The sequence below is a fragment of the Paenibacillus sp. SER-28 genome (genome assembly GCF_052906305.1).
Genome location: NZ_JBRECM010000002.1, coordinates 225,152 through 246,180, shown reverse-complemented (window position 1 = coordinate 246,180; position 21,029 = coordinate 225,152). Strand labels below are relative to the sequence as shown.

The 21,029-nt window shown below is 44.6% G+C and carries 18 protein-coding genes and 1 other annotated feature; of the genes, 5 read left to right on the top strand and 13 right to left on the bottom strand.

What is annotated here, in order from left to right; all coding sequences use genetic code 11:
- Window positions 1-229 precede the first annotated feature (229 nt).
- Window positions 230-1,489, top strand: a complete 1,260-nt coding sequence (ftsW, locus tag ACUYLD_RS06470) for a putative lipid II flippase FtsW (RefSeq protein WP_061829008.1) — start codon at window positions 230-232, stop codon at window positions 1,487-1,489.
- Between the two features lie 224 nt (window positions 1,490-1,713).
- On the opposite strand, the gene ACUYLD_RS06465 is transcribed toward ftsW, so the two are convergent.
- A complete protein-coding gene (locus tag ACUYLD_RS06465; RefSeq protein WP_013310912.1) occupies window positions 1,714-2,079 on the bottom strand; it encodes an Asp23/Gls24 family envelope stress response protein in 366 nt (121 codons plus the stop codon).
- 192 nt (window positions 2,080-2,271) lie between these two features.
- On the opposite strand from ACUYLD_RS06465, the gene cax reads away from it, so the two are divergent.
- Window positions 2,272-3,342, top strand: a complete 1,071-nt coding sequence (gene cax / locus ACUYLD_RS06460) for a calcium/proton exchanger (RefSeq protein WP_069289890.1) — start codon at window positions 2,272-2,274, stop codon at window positions 3,340-3,342.
- Between the two features lie 141 nt (window positions 3,343-3,483).
- Here the strand turns inward: cax and ACUYLD_RS06455 are convergent, their stop codons facing one another.
- The 5 genes from ACUYLD_RS06455 to ACUYLD_RS06435 all read right to left on the bottom strand — a co-directional run bounded on the left by ACUYLD_RS06455 (window position 3,484) and on the right by ACUYLD_RS06435 (window position 8,467).
- Window positions 3,484-3,774, bottom strand: a complete 291-nt coding sequence (locus ACUYLD_RS06455) for a YlaN family protein (RefSeq protein ID WP_007431028.1) — start codon at window positions 3,772-3,774, stop codon at window positions 3,484-3,486.
- Window positions 3,775-3,915: 141 nt separating this feature from the next.
- Window positions 3,916-4,158 carry an HPr family phosphocarrier protein gene (locus ACUYLD_RS06450; RefSeq protein ID WP_446674642.1) on the bottom strand — a complete coding sequence of 81 codons (243 nt, stop codon included), beginning with the start codon at window positions 4,156-4,158 and terminating at the stop codon, window positions 3,916-3,918.
- A gap of 89 nt (window positions 4,159-4,247) precedes the next feature.
- Complete coding sequence (locus tag ACUYLD_RS06445) at window positions 4,248-5,363, bottom strand: aminopeptidase (RefSeq protein WP_013310916.1); 1,116 nt, start codon at window positions 5,361-5,363, stop codon at window positions 4,248-4,250.
- 75 nt (window positions 5,364-5,438) lie between these two features.
- Window positions 5,439-6,263 carry a hypothetical protein gene (locus ACUYLD_RS06440; RefSeq protein WP_446674922.1) on the bottom strand — a complete coding sequence of 275 codons (825 nt, stop codon included), beginning with the start codon at window positions 6,261-6,263 and terminating at the stop codon, window positions 5,439-5,441.
- Window positions 6,264-6,481: 218 nt separating this feature from the next.
- Window positions 6,482-8,467, bottom strand: coding sequence for a diguanylate cyclase domain-containing protein (locus ACUYLD_RS06435; RefSeq protein ID WP_446674641.1), 1,986 nt, complete (start codon window positions 8,465-8,467; stop codon window positions 6,482-6,484).
- A gap of 436 nt (window positions 8,468-8,903) precedes the next feature.
- Between ACUYLD_RS06435 and rpsD the strand changes: the two genes are divergently transcribed.
- Entirely contained in the window at window positions 8,904-9,503 is a 600-nt protein-coding gene (gene rpsD, locus ACUYLD_RS06430) for a 30S ribosomal protein S4 (RefSeq protein WP_061829003.1), read from the top strand.
- A gap of 78 nt (window positions 9,504-9,581) precedes the next feature.
- Here rpsD and ACUYLD_RS06425 read toward each other — a convergent pair whose 3' ends face one another.
- Both ACUYLD_RS06425 and tyrS read right to left on the bottom strand, forming a co-directional pair.
- A complete protein-coding gene (locus ACUYLD_RS06425) occupies window positions 9,582-10,451 on the bottom strand; it encodes an AraC family transcriptional regulator (protein WP_254349993.1) in 870 nt (289 codons plus the stop codon).
- Window positions 10,452-10,652: 201 nt separating this feature from the next.
- Window positions 10,653-11,906 carry a tyrosine--tRNA ligase gene (gene tyrS / locus ACUYLD_RS06420; protein WP_446674640.1) on the bottom strand — a complete coding sequence of 418 codons (1,254 nt, stop codon included), beginning with the start codon at window positions 11,904-11,906 and terminating at the stop codon, window positions 10,653-10,655.
- A 66-nt stretch (window positions 11,907-11,972) separates the two neighbouring features.
- Window positions 11,973-12,239: a binding site (T-box leader), on the bottom strand.
- A 135-nt stretch (window positions 12,240-12,374) separates the two neighbouring features.
- Here tyrS and ACUYLD_RS06415 point away from each other — a divergent pair.
- Window positions 12,375-15,398, top strand: a complete 3,024-nt coding sequence (locus tag ACUYLD_RS06415) for a transglycosylase domain-containing protein (protein ID WP_446674639.1) — start codon at window positions 12,375-12,377, stop codon at window positions 15,396-15,398.
- Window positions 15,399-15,521: 123 nt separating this feature from the next.
- On the opposite strand, the gene acsA is transcribed toward ACUYLD_RS06415, so the two are convergent.
- Window positions 15,522-17,237, bottom strand: a complete 1,716-nt coding sequence (gene acsA / locus ACUYLD_RS06410) for an acetate--CoA ligase (protein WP_446674638.1) — start codon at window positions 17,235-17,237, stop codon at window positions 15,522-15,524.
- Between the two features lie 239 nt (window positions 17,238-17,476).
- Here acsA and ACUYLD_RS06405 point away from each other — a divergent pair, with 239 nt between their 5' ends.
- Window positions 17,477-18,109: a GNAT family N-acetyltransferase gene (locus ACUYLD_RS06405; RefSeq protein WP_061828998.1), complete on the top strand. Its 633-nt coding sequence runs from the start codon at window positions 17,477-17,479 to the stop codon at window positions 18,107-18,109.
- A gap of 12 nt (window positions 18,110-18,121) precedes the next feature.
- Here ACUYLD_RS06405 and ACUYLD_RS06400 read toward each other — a convergent pair whose 3' ends face one another.
- The 4 genes from ACUYLD_RS06400 to ACUYLD_RS06385 form a co-directional block, all read right to left on the bottom strand.
- Window positions 18,122-18,820, bottom strand: coding sequence for a 5'-methylthioadenosine/adenosylhomocysteine nucleosidase (locus ACUYLD_RS06400; protein WP_061828997.1), 699 nt, complete (start codon window positions 18,818-18,820; stop codon window positions 18,122-18,124).
- Window positions 18,821-18,934: 114 nt separating this feature from the next.
- A complete protein-coding gene (gene ccpA / locus ACUYLD_RS06395) occupies window positions 18,935-19,942 on the bottom strand; it encodes a catabolite control protein A (RefSeq protein WP_061828996.1) in 1,008 nt (335 codons plus the stop codon).
- 106 nt (window positions 19,943-20,048) lie between these two features.
- Window positions 20,049-20,390 carry a bacillithiol system redox-active protein YtxJ gene (gene ytxJ, locus ACUYLD_RS06390; RefSeq protein WP_061828995.1) on the bottom strand — a complete coding sequence of 114 codons (342 nt, stop codon included), beginning with the start codon at window positions 20,388-20,390 and terminating at the stop codon, window positions 20,049-20,051.
- Between the two features lie 101 nt (window positions 20,391-20,491).
- Entirely contained in the window at window positions 20,492-20,938 is a 447-nt protein-coding gene (locus ACUYLD_RS06385; protein WP_446674637.1) for a hypothetical protein, read from the bottom strand.
- Window positions 20,939-21,029: the final 91 nt, after the last annotated feature.

Below are 21,029 nucleotides of genomic sequence, written 5' to 3'. Positions count from 1 at the left end.
AAAGCATCGGGCAAGTTCCCGATTAATCATGCAGCGTCACCACGTATGCACCGCTGCTCTCAAGTCTTCATTTTTATCCTATTGTAGCAGATATGGAATTGTTGCGATATCTGTTGCTCCAGGGAGCTTGCAGAAGCCCATCAAACATAATATGATAAAATGGATAAACGATAAAATGATAACCGTCTGCGAGGAATATACCTTGTGGCGAATACCGGGGGAAGCTGATATGAGAAATACGAAGCCGGAGACTCGAAGAAGAGGCACACCGGATTTCCAATTGCTGATCCTCACTTTGTTACTGGTTGGATTCGGTGTAATTATGGTATTTAGCTCCAGCTCCAGCGTAGCTCTGCTGAATAAAGAATACAATTTTGATTCTTTATATTTTGTGAAGCGCCAATCTGCTTTTGCTGTACTTGGACTTTTTATTATGTTGGTAGCTATGAATATTAAGATGGAAAAATATAAAAAGCTTTTTGTACCTTTATTTTTCATAACTATATTACTGCTAATCATCGTTCTTTTTACAGGCTCACTTAACGGCGCAAAAAGCTGGCTCAGGTTTGGTAGTGTTGGATTCCAGCCAACGGAGCTTGCGAAAATTTCCATCATTCTTTACTTATCCGCACTCATCGTCAAAAAAGGAGATCGCTTTAGAGATCTGCGGACTGGCTATATACCTGTAACAGTCATTGTAGGCTGTGTTGCAGGACTCATCATGCTTCAACCTGATTTAGGTTCCTGCTTCATTTTGGTTGCTACGAGTGGTCTGATTATTTATGCCGGGGGAGCCAGTGTCAAGCATATTACAGCATCAATCGTCCTGCTCGTGCTAGGTGCTTCCATCGTATTTGGTATTGGGTCGTTGTTTGGAGGAGATTCTGGAACCACAGATGGACAAGCTGCTGCCCAGCAAGATTATAAAATCGGGCGCTTTCAAGCCTTTCTTAATCCCGAGAAATATAGACAAGGTACGGGATACAATCTGGTACAGTCCTTGCAAGCTATAGGTGAAGGCGGCTTAAACGGGTCAGGCTTTGGTAAAGGTATTATCAAGCTTCACTATCTTCCTAATTCATTTAATGATTTTATCTTTTCCGTAATCGGTGAAGAATTCGGATTTATCGGAACAGCCATATTCCTGATGCTATATTTGTATTTCATTTGGCGAGGCATGATCATTGCTCTGCGTTGTCATGATCCGTTCGGAACGTTGGTAGGCACCGGCATCATGGGTTTGATCGCCATTCAGGCCTTCATTAATATCGGCGGTGTAACCCAAACGATTCCAATCACTGGCGTAACGCTTCCATTTATCAGCTTTGGTGGCTCCTCCCTACTTGTCATGATGTTTTCCATGGGCATTATGCTCAGTATTTCTCGTGAGAACACCAAACAAGCGGTGCAGGAACGCACCACAGGGGTAGCTGTCCGTAATGAAGTACCCAATCGCTTTCAAACTCGTAGAACCAACCGTTTTCGCTAAAAAAGAACTTCCAAGGTCCACTTACAACGGTGGCTTTGGAAGTTCTTTTGGTTATGTATAAAATACGAGAGCCCTCTGCAAAAATGGCTATACTGTTGATTCACAAAACGAAAACTGGCGATTCTATAACCACCAGTTTTCGTGTTTTATTCGGGTTATCCCACGGAATTTCCCGACATGTATACAATTGGTTAAAAACATCAATTTGTCGGTTCCTGATTCTTTTACACTGCGTCGTCCTTGAACGCGACACCTTCCACTTTTACGTTCACTTCCACAACCCGCAAACCCGTCATACTTTCGACGGCTTCTCGCACATTTTGCTGAAGAATTCGGGACACCTCATGAATAGGTGTTTCGTAGAGCACGATAATACGTAGATCAATGGCAGCTTCCAGCTGTCCAACCTCCACTGATACGCCTTTTTGTACATTTTTACCGCTCAGCCTTTTGGCCCAGCCTTCCGATAAACCGCCTGACATTGCAGCAATGCCCGGTGTCTCTAATGCGGCCATCCCGGCAATTTTACCTACGACATCGTTGGAAATCTTGATGTTTCCTGCTTCCAGTTGTTGAATTTGCTCTGCCATGACCTATGTCCCCCTTCATCCATCCTTTATTTGTATTGTAAAGCCTCAGCCACTCCAAATGCAAACCCTACGTATGAAAAACAACTTTCGTTTACAACCTATATCATTTTGGGTATATTAATTTAGAAAATCCATACAAGTGACAGCTTTCGCCAAACTTGTACACATCTATTGATATCGAGGTGCTCTTCATTGAAAAAATGGTTATCTCCCGCTTTGCTCATAGCGACATTTGCTCTTAGCGCAGTCGCTCATTACACCCATTGGAATGCTATAGCCCAATTTGTCATTTGTGCAATTTCTGTTGTATTCGTAGCCGGTTTTCTCGGCAGGGCGACCGAAAGTGTCGCGCATTATGCTGGCCAACGTCTAGGTGGGTTCTTAAATGCCACCTTTGGTAACGCAGCCGAACTGATCATCGCCATCTTTCTCGTTAAAGAAGGTCTTTACGATATGGTAAAGGCCAGTCTTACCGGTTCCATCATCGGTAATCTGCTGCTGGTGCTCGGAGCAAGTCTGTTCGCAGGCGGTTTGAAGTACAAAGTGCAAAATTTCAATATATCGCTGGCTGGATTAAGTGGTTCTCTGATGATTGTGGCTGTTATTGCCTTGTTCGTTCCAGCTGTCTTTCTGAACACACACGTTATCACGGATAACGAATCAGATACGCTCAGCCTGATTGTCGCAGGCACGCTCATTGTCGCGTATATTGCGTGGCTTATTTTCTCTATGATTACGCATAAGGACTATTTAGCTGACGTGACCGAACAAAAAGATGAAGAATTGCCACATGAGCATGCCCCTGTGTGGTCCAGAAACAAATCCATTGCCTATTTGGTACTCGCTACCGTCATGGTCGCCTTTGTCAGCGAATGGCTGGTAGGTACACTGGAGGTGTTTACGACCCAATTTGGGCTCAGCGAATTGTTCGTAGGTGCCTTCCTCGTCGCTATTATTGGTAATGCAGCAGAACATAGCGCTGCTATTTTACTGGCGATGAAAAACAAAATCGGTGCATCGGTCGAAATAGCTGTCGGCAGCAGTTTGCAAATTGCGCTATTTGTTGCCCCTGTGCTGATTTTTGTCAGTTACTTTATGGGAAACACGATGAATATTGTTTTCACCACTATTGAGCTGGTCGCCATTGCTGTCGCTGTATTTATCGCCAAATCCATCACCCAGGACGGCTCAACCAACTGGTATGAGGGACTCATGCTACTGGTAGTGTATGTATTGTTAGGTGTATCCTTCTTCCTTGTGTAGCTTTTAAGGTTTTAAAATGTGCATTAGGATGGTGGAAGGGCGAGGCGCTTTTGCCATCCTAAAGGAACATTTTTTTAAAAAAAGGCATCAAAAAAAGCATGCTCTCAAACTCCGCATGCTCTCATCAATTCAACCGTCTTCCTAATTGGCCTTATTATTCATGGCCTCATATAGAATAGCCAGATTGCGTTCCAGCTCACTGACCAGCTGTTTACCTACCATTTCTGGAAGAAGTCCAGCGCGAACCGCAAAATCCACTTCCTTGGAAAATCCGTACATCTGAGTATCCAGCACTTCCTCATAGAGAGGGCAATAACGGGTTGCCAGATTCTCCATCTGTACTTCAATAAGCTTCTTTATTTTATCTGCATCTTCCTGAAGCAGATTAATAGCCTTGATATTCAATTGTTCCTGCAAATCAGATGAAGTCATGGATTCTTCCCCCCTATGTCTCAATGTCGCACAAGACGTCCTATCCTTAATATTAGACCAAATTGCAGGCTAATACAAGAACCTGACAAAAAAAGCATCCCTACAGTTACAGGTAGGGATGCTTTTGCTTCAAGAATAAAGTTAGCTGGCTACTGAAATATGAAGTCCGTGCTTCTCGAATACCTCGATGATCGCTTTCTTAGCTTCCTCCGCATCTGGTCCATGAACGTGTAGTTCATAGCTATGGCGGCTGACTAGGGTCGTAAACAAGCCCAGTATACTTTTCACATCAATATACTTATTTTCGGAATGAAGGACGATGGAAGAGGTGAACTTGCTCGCCGTCTGTGCAATTTCAACAACCGCCGCGTTATTATTGGACATAGAGATCCCTCGCTTTACTGAATTGTCATGTATCGTTACTCACCCATAATAATACATTGAAATCGCTTTCTCAGCAAGAACGGATATCGTTATTTTAAATTCTCAGGGTTTAATGGCTCCAGCTCAGGCAGAACAAAGATGCCGTCTTTACGAATCAAAACATCGTCAAAATAAATTTCACCACCGCCATATTCTGGACGCTGAATCAACACCAAATCCCAGTGGATCGATGAACGATTACCGTTATCCGCTGTTTCATAAGCTTGACCCGGTGTAAAATGCAAGCTGCCGGCGATTTTCTCGTCAAACAAAATATCCTTCATTGGATGTAAAATGTGCGGATTAAATCCGATGGCAAACTCGCCAATATAACGTGCTCCCTCGTCAGAATCGAGAATATCATTCAGCCGCTTCGTATCGTTACTCGTCGCTTCCACAATCTTACCATTTTCAAAACGGAATTTAACATTTTCAAAAGTAATACCATTATACAAGGTTTGTGCATTGTAGCTGATAGTTCCGTTTACGGAATCACGTACAGGCGCGCTGTATACTTCGCCATCCGGGATATTGCATTGACCTGAACACTTGATAGCTCCGATTTGCTTAATAGAGAAATTCAAATCCGTACCCGGTCCGCTGATCCGTACCTTGTCCGTCCGATTCATCAGGTCTGCCAATGCATCTTGAGCTTTGTCCATTTTTGCATAATCCAGATTACACACATCGAAATAAAAATCTTCGAACGCTTCTGTGCTGATATTCGCCAATTGAGCCATGCTGTCATTCGGATAACGCAGCACTACCCATTTAGTGTGTTTCACCCGTTGTTCGCTATGTACCGCATGCTGATAAATGGAATTATACATTTTCATTTTATCTTCCGGCACATCTGACAGATCATTTACATTTTCACCTGCACGTATTCCGATGTAGCAGTGCATTTGCTTCATCCGGTTAAGGTCAATCTCAGCCCAGGTCTCCAGCATCTCCTTTGTCGCGTGACGAAGCATGGCGCTCTGTACCTTACGGTCTGTAAGTTGTACAAAAACATTTCCACCTTTTTTACCAACTTCATGAATGATGGCGTTAAGCAAGTCGCGCTCTGTACCAATCATTTCGATCAATACATTTTCTCCAGGCTGCACTTCAACAGAGTAACCGACCAGATTTTCTGCCAGCTTAAGTATTCTAGGATCTTTCATGTAGTTCTCTCCTTCTCTATTTCATTCTTTTTGAACAATGGTTAATTCAAAATTCATTGTATCATGCCCGCCACGTTACTTGTAGTCCTTAAAAGTAACTCTGGTTATCAAAGCCTCTTGATGCAGCTCTTCATTCGCTCCTTGTCGGGAAATCCTGCATTCCGATGAAAGCTTTAAGGGTAAACCTGTTTGACGATCTATGGTCAGATGATACACAGTACGCACAATGGATTGCTCCAGCTGGTTGCTCATATCCTCACAACTTTGTGCCCATATTTGGCTCAACTTCTTTTGCAGTTCTCGATTCGTTCCTGTATGCTGCGTTTTTAATATCCCGATTTGAGGGTTTAAAGTATTCATTTCTTTTATTAAACGATCTTTCAACCAGCGCTTTGCCGAAGCTGATTCCGGTTCAATCCTCAACACCCAAGTTCCCCGGGCAGCTCCCGTTTCCATACGAATGCTCTTATTCAGTGTATTTAATTCCTCAAGCTCCTGAATCGGATTAAAGCGATTTAACATACCATTTCCAACCAGAGGAGGATAACCGGATGTCAGCGCAACCCATTTTCCACTCTGACGAAGAAAACGTTCTTGTGTAACATCATGCTCGGACTTACCTTGTTGCAGAGCTGCGTAGCCACCTTGCTTACCAAAAGCCACTGCAGAGCCCCAGTGCATGGTCAATTCATCGTGATTTCTTAGCCTACCGCGATATTCAAACTGCTTATTCGTCGGCAGACCACTGTCAGCTCTAATTGCAGTCCGTCCAGTAAACGTTACCATCTCTTTGCCGGCCATTCCTGCAACAGCTCTCTTAAAAATCTGCTCAGGAGTATATTGTCGATCCAGTGCACAACCACTTAACACACCTATTACAAGGAACACACAAACCTGCATCACCCATTGCTTTCTCCAATACATCCATCATCCGTCCTATCCTGAACATAACTGTACTCATGAGCAATAAGCCTGCTTCAAGGCAGTTATGCTACCTGGTTCACTTTATCGTGTTTTCCCTATAATTCAATCATACACACGATATAGCTACGTTTAGGATTACCTGTCTACAATGGGTTATGCAAGACAAAAAGAGAACATTCCCTATGGAATATTCTCTACACATTGGCTACATGATCAACAACTATTCGATTGCGTCCTTCATTTTTCGCTTCGTACAAGGCCATATCAGCCCTATAAAATAAAGATTCAATACTGATCTGCTCATCCAGCCAGTTCCATTCAGCAATCCCGCAAGAAACAGTCACCTGAGGCTCGGTTTCATGCTGTACACGGTAACGTATTTTTTCTGCATATTCGAGCGCCTGCTGAACCCCCAGCTGTGGTAAATAAATGGCAAGCTCCTCGCCGCCCCATCTGGCACATACATCCTCATCGCGAGTCGCCGAACGAACGATATTGCTGACGCTTTTCAAAATTTCGTCACCCGTCTGATGCCCATGCGTATCATTCACCTGTTTGAATTGATCAATATCTACCAAAATAAGAGATCCACAGAAATCCTTTTCCTGATGTTGCTGAATGATTTGGTCCACATAGTGACGTACATACAGACCTGTTAACATATCCATATTAGCCAACCGCCGCACTTCAGCGTGCAGCATAGCATTGGTTACCGCCAATCCGATATGAGGGGCTAGCATTTGTAGCATTTTGTAATTATCGTAAGAGAAAAAGTGTGGAAGCTTGCTGGACAATAGTATAACCCCTTTAGGAGTATCGCTGGTCTTCATAGGTACAGCCATCAAAGACTGGGAGTCTGTCGCATCCATAAAATGAGAGGATATCTTTCCATCCTTTCTATAGTCCGACACAATCACTGGTTCTCCTGTTAAGCGTATCAGCCCAGCAAATCCATCTTTAAGAGGGTAACTTTCCAGTCTTAAGCTTTCCACATTACTCGACATGACATTAAAACAGTTTCCATCCTGATCAAGCTGTACAATACAACAAAAGTCCGCCATGAACATTTTTAATAACTCCTGCACGGCAAATTCAAATATTTCATTTAACTTCAGGCTCTGATTCAAGCGCTGAACCAGTTCATTAATGAGACGCAATTCATGGATAAGTACATTCGATTGCTCAAGCAGCTTCGCATTTTCAAATGCAGTACCAGCCGTATCCGCCATCATGGCAATCAGCTCTACATCCACTTTTTTCATACTATCCGCACCCGATGGAAGAATCATATGGAAAACACCGTATACACCCTGCTTGCCACGTAATGGGATGGCGATTTCAGTTATTTCATCTTGTGTACCGACAGGCTCGTTCACAGCCATTTGCCCTTTCATAAATGCACGGACGCATACATCTTCATCCCGTTCATGCAGCAGCAAAGGTTTGACCTGCGGATTGCGACTGTGTCGATCCTGACTCATGTACAAGATGATATCTACATGGGGAAACAAATAGGCGATGCTCCCGAATACCTCATCCAGCACGCCTTCCACGTCAATTTTGTCATGCATCCGTTTTACAATCTGAAATAAAATAGAACGGCGTCTACCTTCACGATCGCTTCGATTCTGCATCCCAAGGATATCTTCCATAAATATGTACTCAAACTTCGAGTAAAAGCAGGATTTAAAATGTAAAGCAGCTACTAATAATGTGTCCTGATTTGAGACAGAATGTTGAGCAGGCCGTGTAAAACGAAGAGCGGCAAAGGGCTCCCTCTTATAATTACGACATAGTATGGGAACCATATACACAAACGCAAGGCTTCCATCACGAAGTTTGCGCTGGCTCACTTCCATCTCTCTAGATATGCAACAACGTTCGACCAAATCCAAATCCTCGTCATCATCTTCTTCCCTACCAGCAACACGAACACCTATAAAATTAAAAACAGCAGTATACTCTTCGTTAATCCAGGATATACCATTGCTCTGCTGTAACCAACTCCGATATCCTTGGACAAGAAGCTGATTAATATAGGGGAAATCATAGGGTGTCATATCCATGTTCTGGAGCCAGGCAAAAGACGTATATCCTTTATCATCAAACAGCGGAGCACCGCTAGCCTGGACTGTTTTACTGTCAAGCATTTGCTGATCCGTTGTTGAAAATTCCGACATATTAAGGCGCTCCTTCACAGCAAAGTTAGCTGTACCAAGACAGCGGCTATACACCACTATAGCTCATAATATGATCTATTTTACTCTCAACTTTAGAAATTTGCATCCATTTTTCAGAAATTCGTCCCACTTTTTTAGTTCTAAAGCCCTATCGACAAATTTTGACGTTTTCATTCTTTTTCTCTTCTTGACATTGACCTACTCTTACATATAGTATATATTATTGAAAAAGACTGTACGGCAGAACTATCTACTGTGCGGATCTTAAATTTTGGGCGTAACAGTTTGTGTCACCCTCATCTTTTTTGTTGCTGACAGGACAGCGGCTGAACTTTTCTGTCAGTAGTGCGTCTTACCTTAATAGGTAGCGCCGAACAAATTGGAGCGCAAAGAGAGCCCCAACTCAAATTTTAATTATGAAGGAGTTAACTCTATAATGGCACGTTACACTGGTCCTAAATTTAAATTGAGCCGTCGTCTCGGTATTTCTCTGAGCGGCACAGGTAAAGAATTGAAACGCCCTTTCCCTCCGGGACAACATGGTGCAAACCAACGGAGAAAAATCAGCAACTACGGTATGCAGCTTCAAGAGAAACAAAAGCTGCGTCACATGTACGGCTTGGGTGAAAAACAATTCCGTACCCTGTTCAACAAAGCTCAACACATGCACGGTATCGCTGGTGAAAACTTTATGTTCTTGCTGGAAAGCCGTCTGGACAACCTTGTATTCCGTCTTGGCTTTGCTAATTCCCGTGCAGGCGCACGTCAATTGGTAGCTCACGGTCACGTTACTGTGAACGGTAAAAAAGTTGACATCGCTTCTTACCAAGTAAGCCCTGGCGACGTGATCGGTCTTCGTGAAAGAAGTCGTTCCCTGTCTTCCATCAAAGAAGCTTTGGAAAACCGCAACCACTTGGCAGCTTACCTGGAGTACAATGACGCAGCTCTGGAAGGTAAATTCATTCGTTTGCCTGAGCGTGGCGAATTGTCCCAAGATATCGATGAAAAACAAATCGTCGAATTCTACAACCGCTAATCCTTGCATTAGCACCAAAAAGCACCCGAATTTATTCGGGTGCTTTTTTATATTCTCTATGCATCGAGCCTGAGGGTTTTATTCAATGGGGATGTATACCTTCATACTCAAATGATCTGGATAGCAGGAATTCATCACGTCCGTAATTTCAAAATCAGGCCCCTCCCTCCGTTCAAAATTAGAATTAGGAAGCCATGTGCCATAGATAAAGTCTCGTATATTCTGAACCCGTCCATCTGAACCCGAAGCGTCAAACTCAGCATACTTCCCTGCTGGAATCTCAATATATATGAAACCCTCTGCCAGTTCTTTTGACTCTTTTTCAACTGCCTCGCCCACCACAAATGAAAATGCACCGTTGTCTTCAAATCGACAGGCAACCCCATATGACATTCCCGGTGCAATTTTGTTCGGGATACACATAAAATATTCATTTGCTCCAAAGTGTCCATAAAATCCTGGGATTTCTTTATAGTGCTGCTCATTATTCAGGTTTGTTTTATATTCATATCCTACAATTTTGACCGTTTCGAGCTGCAATATCACCGGCTTATTCACATCCAAATCCCCCATCGTATTTTTTTGGTAGTCCAGAAAATTGATTTTACTTTGCCCAGGAAGCTCAATATCACCGTTACGATACTTCCCAGGGGTGATCCCAAAATTCTTTTCAAAAGCGCGGGTAAAAGCCTCTTGTGAGTTGTACTGATACTCAATAGCAACGTCCAACACTTTTTGATTGGATTGTTTTAGCTGTTCAGCCGCCTCGGACAATCTTCTCCTTCTTATATATTGTTGAACCGTAAAACCCGAAATGGCCTGAAAAACCCGCTGGAAATGAAAAGCTGAAAAGCATGCCTGTGAAGCAATATCGGCAATTTTTAGATCCTCCCGGAGATTCAATTCAATAAACTCAATCGCACACTGAATTCGTTTAAAGTAGTCCATATAATCCTTCCCCGCACTTGTAATTGTTTTGGTTATCGATCCTACACCCAAATTGTGCAACCCACGTTTTCATTATGTATAACTCTTTACCTACATGTTTGATTATTTGTGCTAAGTTTACCATGACTTTTCACTTTGCAGAAATAAAAAAGCAGCGCTGAGATCGATACAATCTCAGCGCTGCTTTTGAATATATTTTCATTATCCAAGCTTGATTTTAGCAAATTTCCGTTTACCTACCTGCACAATGTCGCCTTCCTTCGGCGTGTATGCTTCGTTGACATCGGTCCATTTCTCTTCGTTAATTTTGACCGAACCCTGCTGAATACTGCGCTTGGCTTCACCGTTAGATGCTGCAAAGCCCAGATGAGTCAGCAACTGGATCACACGAATGCCACCTTCTTCTAGCTGATCAGCCGTCAAGGTGAACTCTTCAATATCGTCAGGCAGCGCACGTTGCTGGAATACGGTCACAAAATGCTGCTTCGCTGCTTCCTCTGCTTCTTCACCATGGTACATGCGCACTAACGTTCCAGCCAGCTTCATTTTGGCATCACGTGGATGCACTGAGCCGTCCTTAACACCTTTCGCCAGCTCTGCCAGCTCCTCGTTGTTGATATCCGTTGCAAGCTCAAAATATTTCAGCATCAGCTCGTCAGGAACGGACATGGACTTCCCGTATATTTCGTTCGGCTCCTCATCAACACCAATGTAGTTCCCCAAACTTTTGCTCATCTTCTGGACGCCATCCAGCCCTTCAAGCAATGGTAATGTAATCGTAGCCTGCGGCTCAACTCCGTATTCTTTTTGCAGGGTTCTGCCCATTAGCAGATTAAACTTCTGATCCGTCCCCCCCAATTCAATATCGCTTTGGAGAGCCACGGAATCCATGCCTTGCATCAGCGGGTAAAAGAACTCATGGATGCTGATCGGCAATCCGTTTTGGTACCTTTTTGTAAAATCATCCCGTTCCAACATACGGGCAACCGTTACTTTGGCCGACAGGGTGACTACATCAGCAAAAGACATTGGCCCTAACCATTCGGAATTGTAGAATACCTTTGTTTTTTCAGGATCGAGAATTTTAAAAATTTGTTCCTTGTACGTTTGTGCATTACGCTGTACATCTTCCTCAGTCAGTTGCTTACGAGTTTCCGATTTACCTGTCGGATCACCAATTCTGCCTGTAAAATCTCCGATAATCAGGTGCACTTGATGGCCTAATTCCTGGAACTGGCGCAGTTTGTGCATAACAACCGTATGTCCGATGTGAATGTCGGGCGCAGACGGATCTAGACCCAGCTTAATTTTGAGTGGCTCGCCGCTAACGACCGATTTAATAACCTTACGCTTCAGCTCATCCTCCGGTACAATTTCCGCTACTCCACGACGTATCACCTCTAGCTGTCGCTCGACCTCTACCTGTTGCTCCGGCTTCAATTCTTCCCACTTCATCCTGTATACCTCCTATTTTTCATCCAAAATATAACATATTAAACAAACCAAAAAGCCCCTTTCATCCCAAGGGACGAGAAGGAGCTGCTCGCGTTACCACCCTAATTAAAGAAACGCATGTCAAAGACAGACATTTCTTTCACTTCATTCCTATAACGGGCCTACACCCGGTACTGGATTACTATGGCAGCTTCGCAAATCTGCAAATGCTTTCCATTCATCCAGACAGCTCCAGACGGTAATTCAAAGGAGGGACGCTACCGATTCACACCACCCATCGGCTCTCTGTACAACGTGAATCCGCCTTCTACTGAAGTCTTTCTCTGCTTTTCACGATATTTACTTTGACCTATTTATAACACACTGCTTTTATGTAGTCAACGACACCAAAAGACAGGCTTTTTAGCATATGGGTTCATTTTGTAATTTTATGCTATAATAATGGCTGTTATAAAGGAGGAAGACTTAATGGTTGAAGAAAAAAACAATGTATCAGAGCCAAAGCCTTCCCGCTTGCGGACAACCATGCGAAGGCTCGGCCGTGTCATAAAGTGGGTCGTCATCATCGGTTTTATGGGGGCACTATTTGCAGGAGGAGCCGCCGCCGGCTATGTTGCTTCTATTGTAAAAAGCGAACCCGTGCGTTCCAGATCCATGATCCTACAGGAAGTAGATAAGAATGCAATCACAGGCTTCGCTTATTTCAATGATGGCTCTCCCATCGGACAACTTCGGACAGAAGAAGATCGAAGACCTGTCACGTTTAAGGAGATTCCACAACTCGTCATTGACGCAGTCATTGCCATTGAAGATAATCATTTTTACGAGCATAAAGGTGTCGATCTGTCGGGAACGCTGCGTGCTGTGAAGCAAAAGGCGCTGCATGAATCCGTACAAACCGGGGGTAGTACCCTCACCCAGCAGCTTGCACGTCGTGTCTTTCTAAATCTCGATCGCACGGATGACCGCAAGGTCAAAGAAATTTTGCTTTCTCTGCGCCTTGAGCGCTTCCTAAGCAAGCAACAAATTATTACGGCCTATCTCAATAAAGTACCTTTTGGTAATGGTTCAAGCGGTTACAACGTCTTTGGCATTAAAGCAGCGGCCAAAGGTATCTTTAATGAGAATGATCTGAACGAGCTTAATATAGCCCAGGCTGCCTATCTAGCAGGTTTGCCACAGCTTCCTTCTTCTTATTCTGCTTTCAACGGTAAGGGTGAGTTTAATGAAGCTGGCTTTAAAAGAGCCATCAACCGCCAGCACCTGGTACTCAGTCGAATGCTGGAGGAGAACAAAATCAATAAAGCACAGTATGATGAAGCGATGGCTTTTGATATCAAAAAATCTCTCGCACCACGCACTGTTAAAGCTTATAACACCTATCCATACCTTATGATGGAAACAGAACGACAAGCTGCGCAGGCACTCATGTCTGTCACCAATCCGGGTCAAGCAGCTAATGCCAGTGCAGATACCAAGACAAAGGATGATAACGATTTACTCAAAGAAGCCGAACAGCAGCTTCGCACAGGCGGTTATATGGTGTACACCACCATTGATAAGAGCGTATACAAATCTATGCGTCAAATTGCAGAAAATAAAAACAACTTCTCTGCCACTAGTAAAACCAAGGGTGACGAACAAGCAGCGGCTATTCTGATTCAGCATAAAACAGGCGCCATTCTTGGAATGATGGAAGGTCGGGACTTCCAAAAGGAGCAGATGAATTATGCCACCCAGATGGTACGTCAGCCGGGTTCGGCAATGAAACCGATTGCTGCCTATCTCCCTGCATTGGACAGCGGTCTTGTGCAGCCTGGTAGTATCGTGGATGATGCCCCTATTATTTTGAAAGATGGCAGTAATGGATATCACATTCCGAAAAATTCTAACAACCGCTATCAAGGATTGGTCACGGCGCGTTATGCACTGAATCAATCGCTAAATACGATAGCACTCAAGCTGTTTAACGAAAAAGTAGGGATTAGCAATGCTTGGGCTTTTGCTAAAAAACTGGGTATCACCACCTTGGAATCTAGTGATAACAACGCCCAAACGGGTGTACTTGGCGGCTTAGCCCACGGGGTGACCGTCGAGGAACTCACGAATGCATATGGAGCCATTCCAAATGGCGGTGTGTTTAATGATGCCTATATGATCGAAAAGATTGTGGATTCGCAAGGCAATATTGTATATAAGCATCAGCCTAATCCTGTGCAGGCCTTCTCACCGCAAACCGCCTACCTGATGACAGATATGTTGCGTACAGCCGTGTCGGAAGGCACAGGCAGACTGGTGAAGCGGAACTTTGATCAATCCGGTAAGATTCCGATTGCCGGCAAGACAGGCACTACGCAATCCTACACTGATGTTTGGTTCGAGGGCTTTACGCCTGACGTCACACTGGGTGTATGGGTTGGTTACAAGCAACCTGTCAATAAGCTTGAAACGAAAGTCCAAAAAGAGCGGGCTCGCCGCTTATGGGCCCTAATCATGAATGAAGTAACAGCTAAGGATGCTCAGCTGTTCCAAACGGACAGCTTCAAGAGACCTGACGGCATTGTAAGCCGTACAGCATCCGCGTATGGTTCGGACATTTATAACAGTAAGTATCCACCTAAAAACAGTGAAAATGGTGTGAGCCGTGCGAAATATATTACCTACCAAGGTGTAAATTATATTCCACGCGATGGTACACCGGATGATATGTTATATGAACGGACCGTTAGGAAACGGGAAAAGTCAATCTCAGAATTGATTAAAGAGCTTCAGCAAGCCTTTAAGGTGATGAGACGACATAACTCGTTGTCCTATTATCTGCCTCAGGATGCAGATAAGGAAGCTCCTACTCAGATTGATCCACGCAAGGACGATGGAGCAGCCCCTAACGCTCCATCTAGCGTCAACGTAAGCTATAGTGACGGTAAAGCCATAATCAGCTTTAGCCCAAGCGGAAACAGCGACGTCGTAGGATACCGTCTGTATCGTTCTACAGATGGGGGTAGCTTCCAACGGCTTGGCAAGGTCGTTATGGCTGACGGCTCCAAGGTGTTTTCTGACAGCCCTGGAGGCAGCAGCTCCAGCTACTACGTGACTGCCGTTGATGTGGGCGGTCATGAGTCCGGGCCAAGCACGAAAGCAAGCGCAGCACCTGTGGTGCCACCTGCAGATTCTGAGTCTCCAAACGTTCCGGGCGAGGGAGGTGGAACAGGTGCGCAGCCTACAGAGGTTCCTACTGCCCCTGGACAGCCTCAAGCTAAAGCCGCTGGCTCATCCGTAGCGCTCCAATGGAGCGCAGGTAAGTCTGGGGACGCTATTACAGGCTATAACGTGTATTACAGCGAAAACGGTGCGGAGCCTTTTACAAACATAGGCTCTACCGCATCTACCAGCTTTGAATATAAGTCGGGGAAAAAGCCAAAAGGCTGGTTTCGTGTCACTTCCATGAATGCCATGGGGGAATCGGCTCCTTCCGGAGCCGTCCGTCCATAACTGAAGACAAAAGCAGAAAGTGATAGGTTGGGTGAAGATGAGATTCACCCTAACAAAAAGGGAGTCCCCTTAGCCATTAAGGCTTTGGAGACTCCCTTTTTTAATTCTAATATGCAGAGCACTTCAATCCTCTATGGTGGATAAGTCACCTGTAGGAAGGTTAAGCTCCCAGGCTTTCAACACGCGTCTCATAATTTTACCGGAACGGGTTTTGGGTAACTTTTCCTTAAACTCAATTTCGCGTGGAGCAGCATGAGCAGACAGCCCTTCCTTAACGAAGCGATAGATGTCCTGCTTTAAAGCTTCAGACGGTGCATAGCCTTCACGCAGTGCAACAAAAGCTTTGATAATCTCTCCCCGCACGGTATCTGGTTTTCCAATGACTCCTGCTTCCGCTACAGCAGGATGCTCCAGAAGCTTGCTCTCCACCTCAAAAGGGCCGATGCGCTCCCCGGAGGAGTTAATGACATCATCAATCCTACCCTGAAACCAGAAATATCCGTCCTCATCCATGTAAGCTGAATCACCCGATACATACCAACCAGGAAAGCGGAAATATTCCTGAAACTTGTTCGGATTGTTCCATATACGATTCATCATGGATGGCCATGGTGTACGGATCGCCAAGTGGCCCATCCGGTTAGGAGGCAACACCTGCCCTCTGTCGTCCAAAATAGCAGCCTGGATACCTGGGAGTGGCTTTCCCATCGAACCCGGCTTGATCGGCAGCTCAGGGTAATTACAGATCAACTGTGCTCCTGTTTCCGTCATCCACCAAGTATCATGAATGCGTTGTGTATACACTTGCCATCCCCATCGCACCACTTCTGGATTCAGCGGTTCCCCAACGGATAAAACATGCCGCAGACTGCTAAGATCATATTTGGAAACAATCTGCTCCCCTGCGCTCATCAGCATCCGAAACGCTGTAGGAGCACTATACCATATGGTCACTTCGTGACGCTCAATCGTGCGGTACCAGTCTTCCGGGCTGAAACGCCCCCCACGAATGACATTCGTCGCTCCATTTAGCCATGGAGCAAAAATACCGTATGATGTTCCCGTGACCCAGCCAGGATCAGCAGTACACCAATACACATCATCTTCCCGCAAATCCAGCACCATTTTCCCAGTATAGTAATGCTGAATCATTGCATTTTGCACATGATACACGCCTTTGGGCTTGCCTGTTGAGCCTGATGTATAGTGAATAATTAATCCATCTTCACGATTCAACCATTCTGGCTCAAGTTCCTCTGAGGATGTGAGCATTTCTGTCTCAAAATCGATAATTCCCTGCTCTCGTTCATCCATATCACCAACCACAAAAATATGTCGCAGCTCAGGAAGCTCCTCACGTTTTACCCGTGACAGAAGCGCAGGTGTGGTCACTAATGCTGCTGCCCCACTATCCTCCAATCGATCCTTAACCGCAGTTTCCATAAACGCCTCAAACAATGGACCGACAACAGCCCCTACCTTTAGAACACCAAGTAAACTAATAACCAGCTCGGGTGAACGCGGCATGAAAATAAACACCCGCTCCCCTTTACCAATACCGTATTTGCGAAGCACATTTCCGAACCTGTTAGAGCTAGCACGAAGCTGAGAGAAGGTGTAGGTTTCATGACGGTTTGCGTCACAATACAATAGTGCCGCTTTCTCCCCTCGTCCTTCCTGTACATGTCGATCAATGGCTTCATGTGCCATATTTACCTTGCCTGTTTCATACCACGTAAAATGACGCTCTGCATCTTCCCACTGAAAGTTGTTGTAAGCTTGTTCATACGGGCCCATGTTGGATGTGGGAACTACAGTCTGGAGTTCTTCAAACTTCATACGTTCAGCCTCCTCACAATAGATTAATGAGAATCACACAGAACAAGATAACGCTTACAAAATCAATAAAGCAGATGAAGTCCTTTGGTTTACTGATTGATTTAAATTGTGAACATTTTATGTCTAAAACAGTATATCATAGGTCAGGATGTGACGACCATCCTTTTCATTTAATTGTTTTTTTGCTATAAGTAGGGGATATGAGGAACGAGCTTATGGCGAACAAGGAGGGCGTACGCATGCAGCATTTAAAACTGTACCACTTGGATACGCTGGATCATAACGGACAAACAATCTATGTAGAAGGCCCCGTATCCGCGGATCAACTGCGTTCATTTCAAATGCACAAGCAATTAGATGCCTTTCGCAAACCAAAGGAACAGTTCGATGCATTAGTGGATATTTCGGAACTGCCAGAAGGCAGAATTATCATTGCCCACAACGGGGAAACTCTCCTGGGATATGTTACTTTTCATTACCCAGATGAGATGGAGCGCTGGTCGGAAGCTGGCATGAAGGATTTACTGGAACTTGGAGCTGTTGAGGTAGCCGATGACTATCGTGGTCTGGGCCTGGGTAGCCGAATGATTCGGATTGCCTTTGAGGACGGCCAGCTTGAATCTTATATTATTTTTACGACCGAATACTATTGGCATTGGGATTTAAAAGGCAGCGGTCTTTCCGTATGGGAATACCGCCGCATGATGGAACGTCTGATGAAAACTGTAGATATGGTCTGGTACGCCACGGATGATCCTGAAATATGCTCACATCCTGCTAACTGTCTGATGGTACGAATGGGAAAGGATGTGCCCCTTGCATCACAGGAGCAGTTTGATCATATCCGGTTTGTCCGAAGATTCATGTATTAAAAAATTATACCATTAGCCCAAATGCTTGAGCATGAACTCCACAATACGATGCGAACGATGTGAAGCTTCTACCGTAAATTCAGCATAATTAACGTGAGCCGATCCATCAGCCTTATCCGACATAGACCGTAGGACAACATAAGGCACAGCGTTCATATGAGCTGTCTGAGCCACAGCTGCACCTTCCATTTCGGTACAAGCACCGTCCATTTCCTGATGCAATGCAGTCACTAACTCACGACTTGCAACAAATTGATCGCCAGAAAGTACCTTGCCGACAATATAACGATCGCCAAATGATTTGCAGGCTTGCTCAGCTAGACTTACAAGCTCGGGATCAGCCACAAACTCTGAGGTGTCCTGATAAGGAATGACCCCTCTGGCATAACCCAAAGGCGTTACATCCATATCATGCTGCATACATGTTGATGAGATGACAATATCCCCAATGTTTAAATCGGGATGAACGGCCCCTGCCACTCCCGTAAATATAATCTGTTCTACACCAAAATGATCAATCAGGATTTGTGTTGTTACCGCAGCATTAACCTTGCCTACACCGGATTTGCAGACAACGACTCTTTGCCCGTGAATGATTCCTGTAGTGTACGTGATTCCAGCCTTGACCGTCTTGCTTGCTTCCGTCATCGCTGCCAGCAGCAATTCAATTTCTTCATCCATAGCACCCATTAATCCGTAAAGTCGGCTCATTACGCATCCCTCTATTCTTGGTTTGATGATGATGTCCATAAGAAGCTTTATATCCGCGAAAAAAGCTCCATCAAAGGAGCTTTCATCGAAGGTATATCCTATTCAGCACTGCGTCTAGTCTAAATAATTAACTGACAACCGCAAAATAGTTTCATGCGGCAAAATAACGCGAGGGTTCTCCACGTTTTCCTTTTTCATCAGCTTGGTCAGCAAACGCATCGCTACCGCACCCAAATCGTACATCGGTTGCGCGACGGTTGTCAGCTGAGGACGAACCATAGAGGCCATACGAATATTGTCGACACTGATTACCGAAAAATCATCAGGAACTTTCAATCCCTCATCCTGAATACTGTGGATCGCACCAATTGCCATCTCATCCGTAGCAGCAAAAATCGCACTTGGCTTCTTCTTTAGGCCGAGAAAATATTTCATTGCCTCGACACCGGATTCATAACGGTAGTTCCCGATTCGCACGAGATCCTCCTGATAATCAATTCCGGCTGTTTCCAGTGCTCTCTTGTAACCTTGGAAACGTGCATAGCCGTTTGCAGGGTCTTGAAGAGTACCACTGATCATTGCGATTTGACGGTGTCCATGGCGGATCAACGTGTTTACTGCATCATAAGCAGCGGCTTCATGGTCGATATCGACCGAAGGATAGCTTCCTTTTTCATCACTCGTTGCACATAGAACAATAGGGACCGCAGCTGTATGGAACGCCTGAATATGCTCGTCCGTTACTGTACCACCCATGAACAGAAGACCATCCACTTGCTTTTCAAGCAATGTGTTGATGACACGAATCTCTTTTTCTTTTCGCTTGTCGGCATTACACAAAATAATATTATAGTGATACATATTCGCTATATCTTCAATACCGCGCGCAATTTCTGCAAAAATTGAGTTCGATATATCCGGTATAACCACGCCGACGGTCGTTGTCTTCTTGCTGGCCAGACCTCTAGCGACCGCATTTGGACGATATCCCAATTGTTCAATCGCTTCGTACACTTTCTTGCGGGTCTGAGGTTTCACATTAGGATTATTGTTAACTACGCGGGACACTGTGGCCATTGAGACACCAGCTTCGCGAGCTACATCATAGATCGTTACCGTCACATTCCTTCTCTCCATTGCCAATAAATTTTCAACCGAATCCTAGATCAACTAATTAGAACCATGATACGACAAAATACTACTTTATGCAACGACAGCACACATTTATCTATGTGAGATGATCGTGGAGTGCACGGGCTGTAATATTCGAATGGGATGTATGCCAAACAGCCTCTCCGTCCTTGATTAAAATGGCCTGCGGGGATTCATGCTTCACCTGAAGCCTGTCCGCGGTTTCATTGGACACCGGCCGATCTTCTACTACATAAATGATACCGTATTCAATATTTTCGTTGGGAGCGCCATGCAAATAGGACTCCACTTCCTGATATGCGCCTGCACTTATCGGACAACGTGTGCTATGTTTAAAGAGAAGCAACGGCTTGTCTGATGACGCTTCCAGAGCCGTATTTAATTGTTGAACAGTAGTCATTTTTGTCATCGTCGCCATTGGATATACATTCCTTTCTGTGTCTTGTCGTATGGCCTATTCTCATCGTAACAAAAAGAACATGTAAAATCCAATGGTGACCATGAAAATTTTCATATTTTTTAGTTTTTTGTATTCGTAAATACCGATTTACTGGTAAAACCGGATAATTGAACCAATTTTCTCTCTACATCATTCATCCAATCTTCGTCTCCCAGACTTCTCGCATAGCGATAAAGATCCAATAAGAGATTAATTCGAAGCTCCATCCGCTCCTCCAAAGCAGATTGCCAATCCACATTGGGATTGTCCGCTTCCTCCAGTACAAGCTTGCGAATGATTTCTGCCAGTTCATTGTTGCGAGCAAAAGATATTCTCCGTGCTGTAGGTTTGCTCCCTAGACTTTGTAATAGTGTCTTAATGTCTTTCGTCACATGCTGCAAAACCTCACTGGAAAAGCATGACGAGCATGAGAATACAGGGACGTGCAAAATTTCAACCTTGCCCGCATAGATTACCTTTCGCAGTTCCAGCCCCATCGGTTTGCCACATTGACATTGCTTATGCATATAACCACCCCATTACGTAGGATCAAACTATACGAGGACCTCGTCAGAATCCAAATATACCTATCTACTAGTCTAATAAATATTTGTTAAC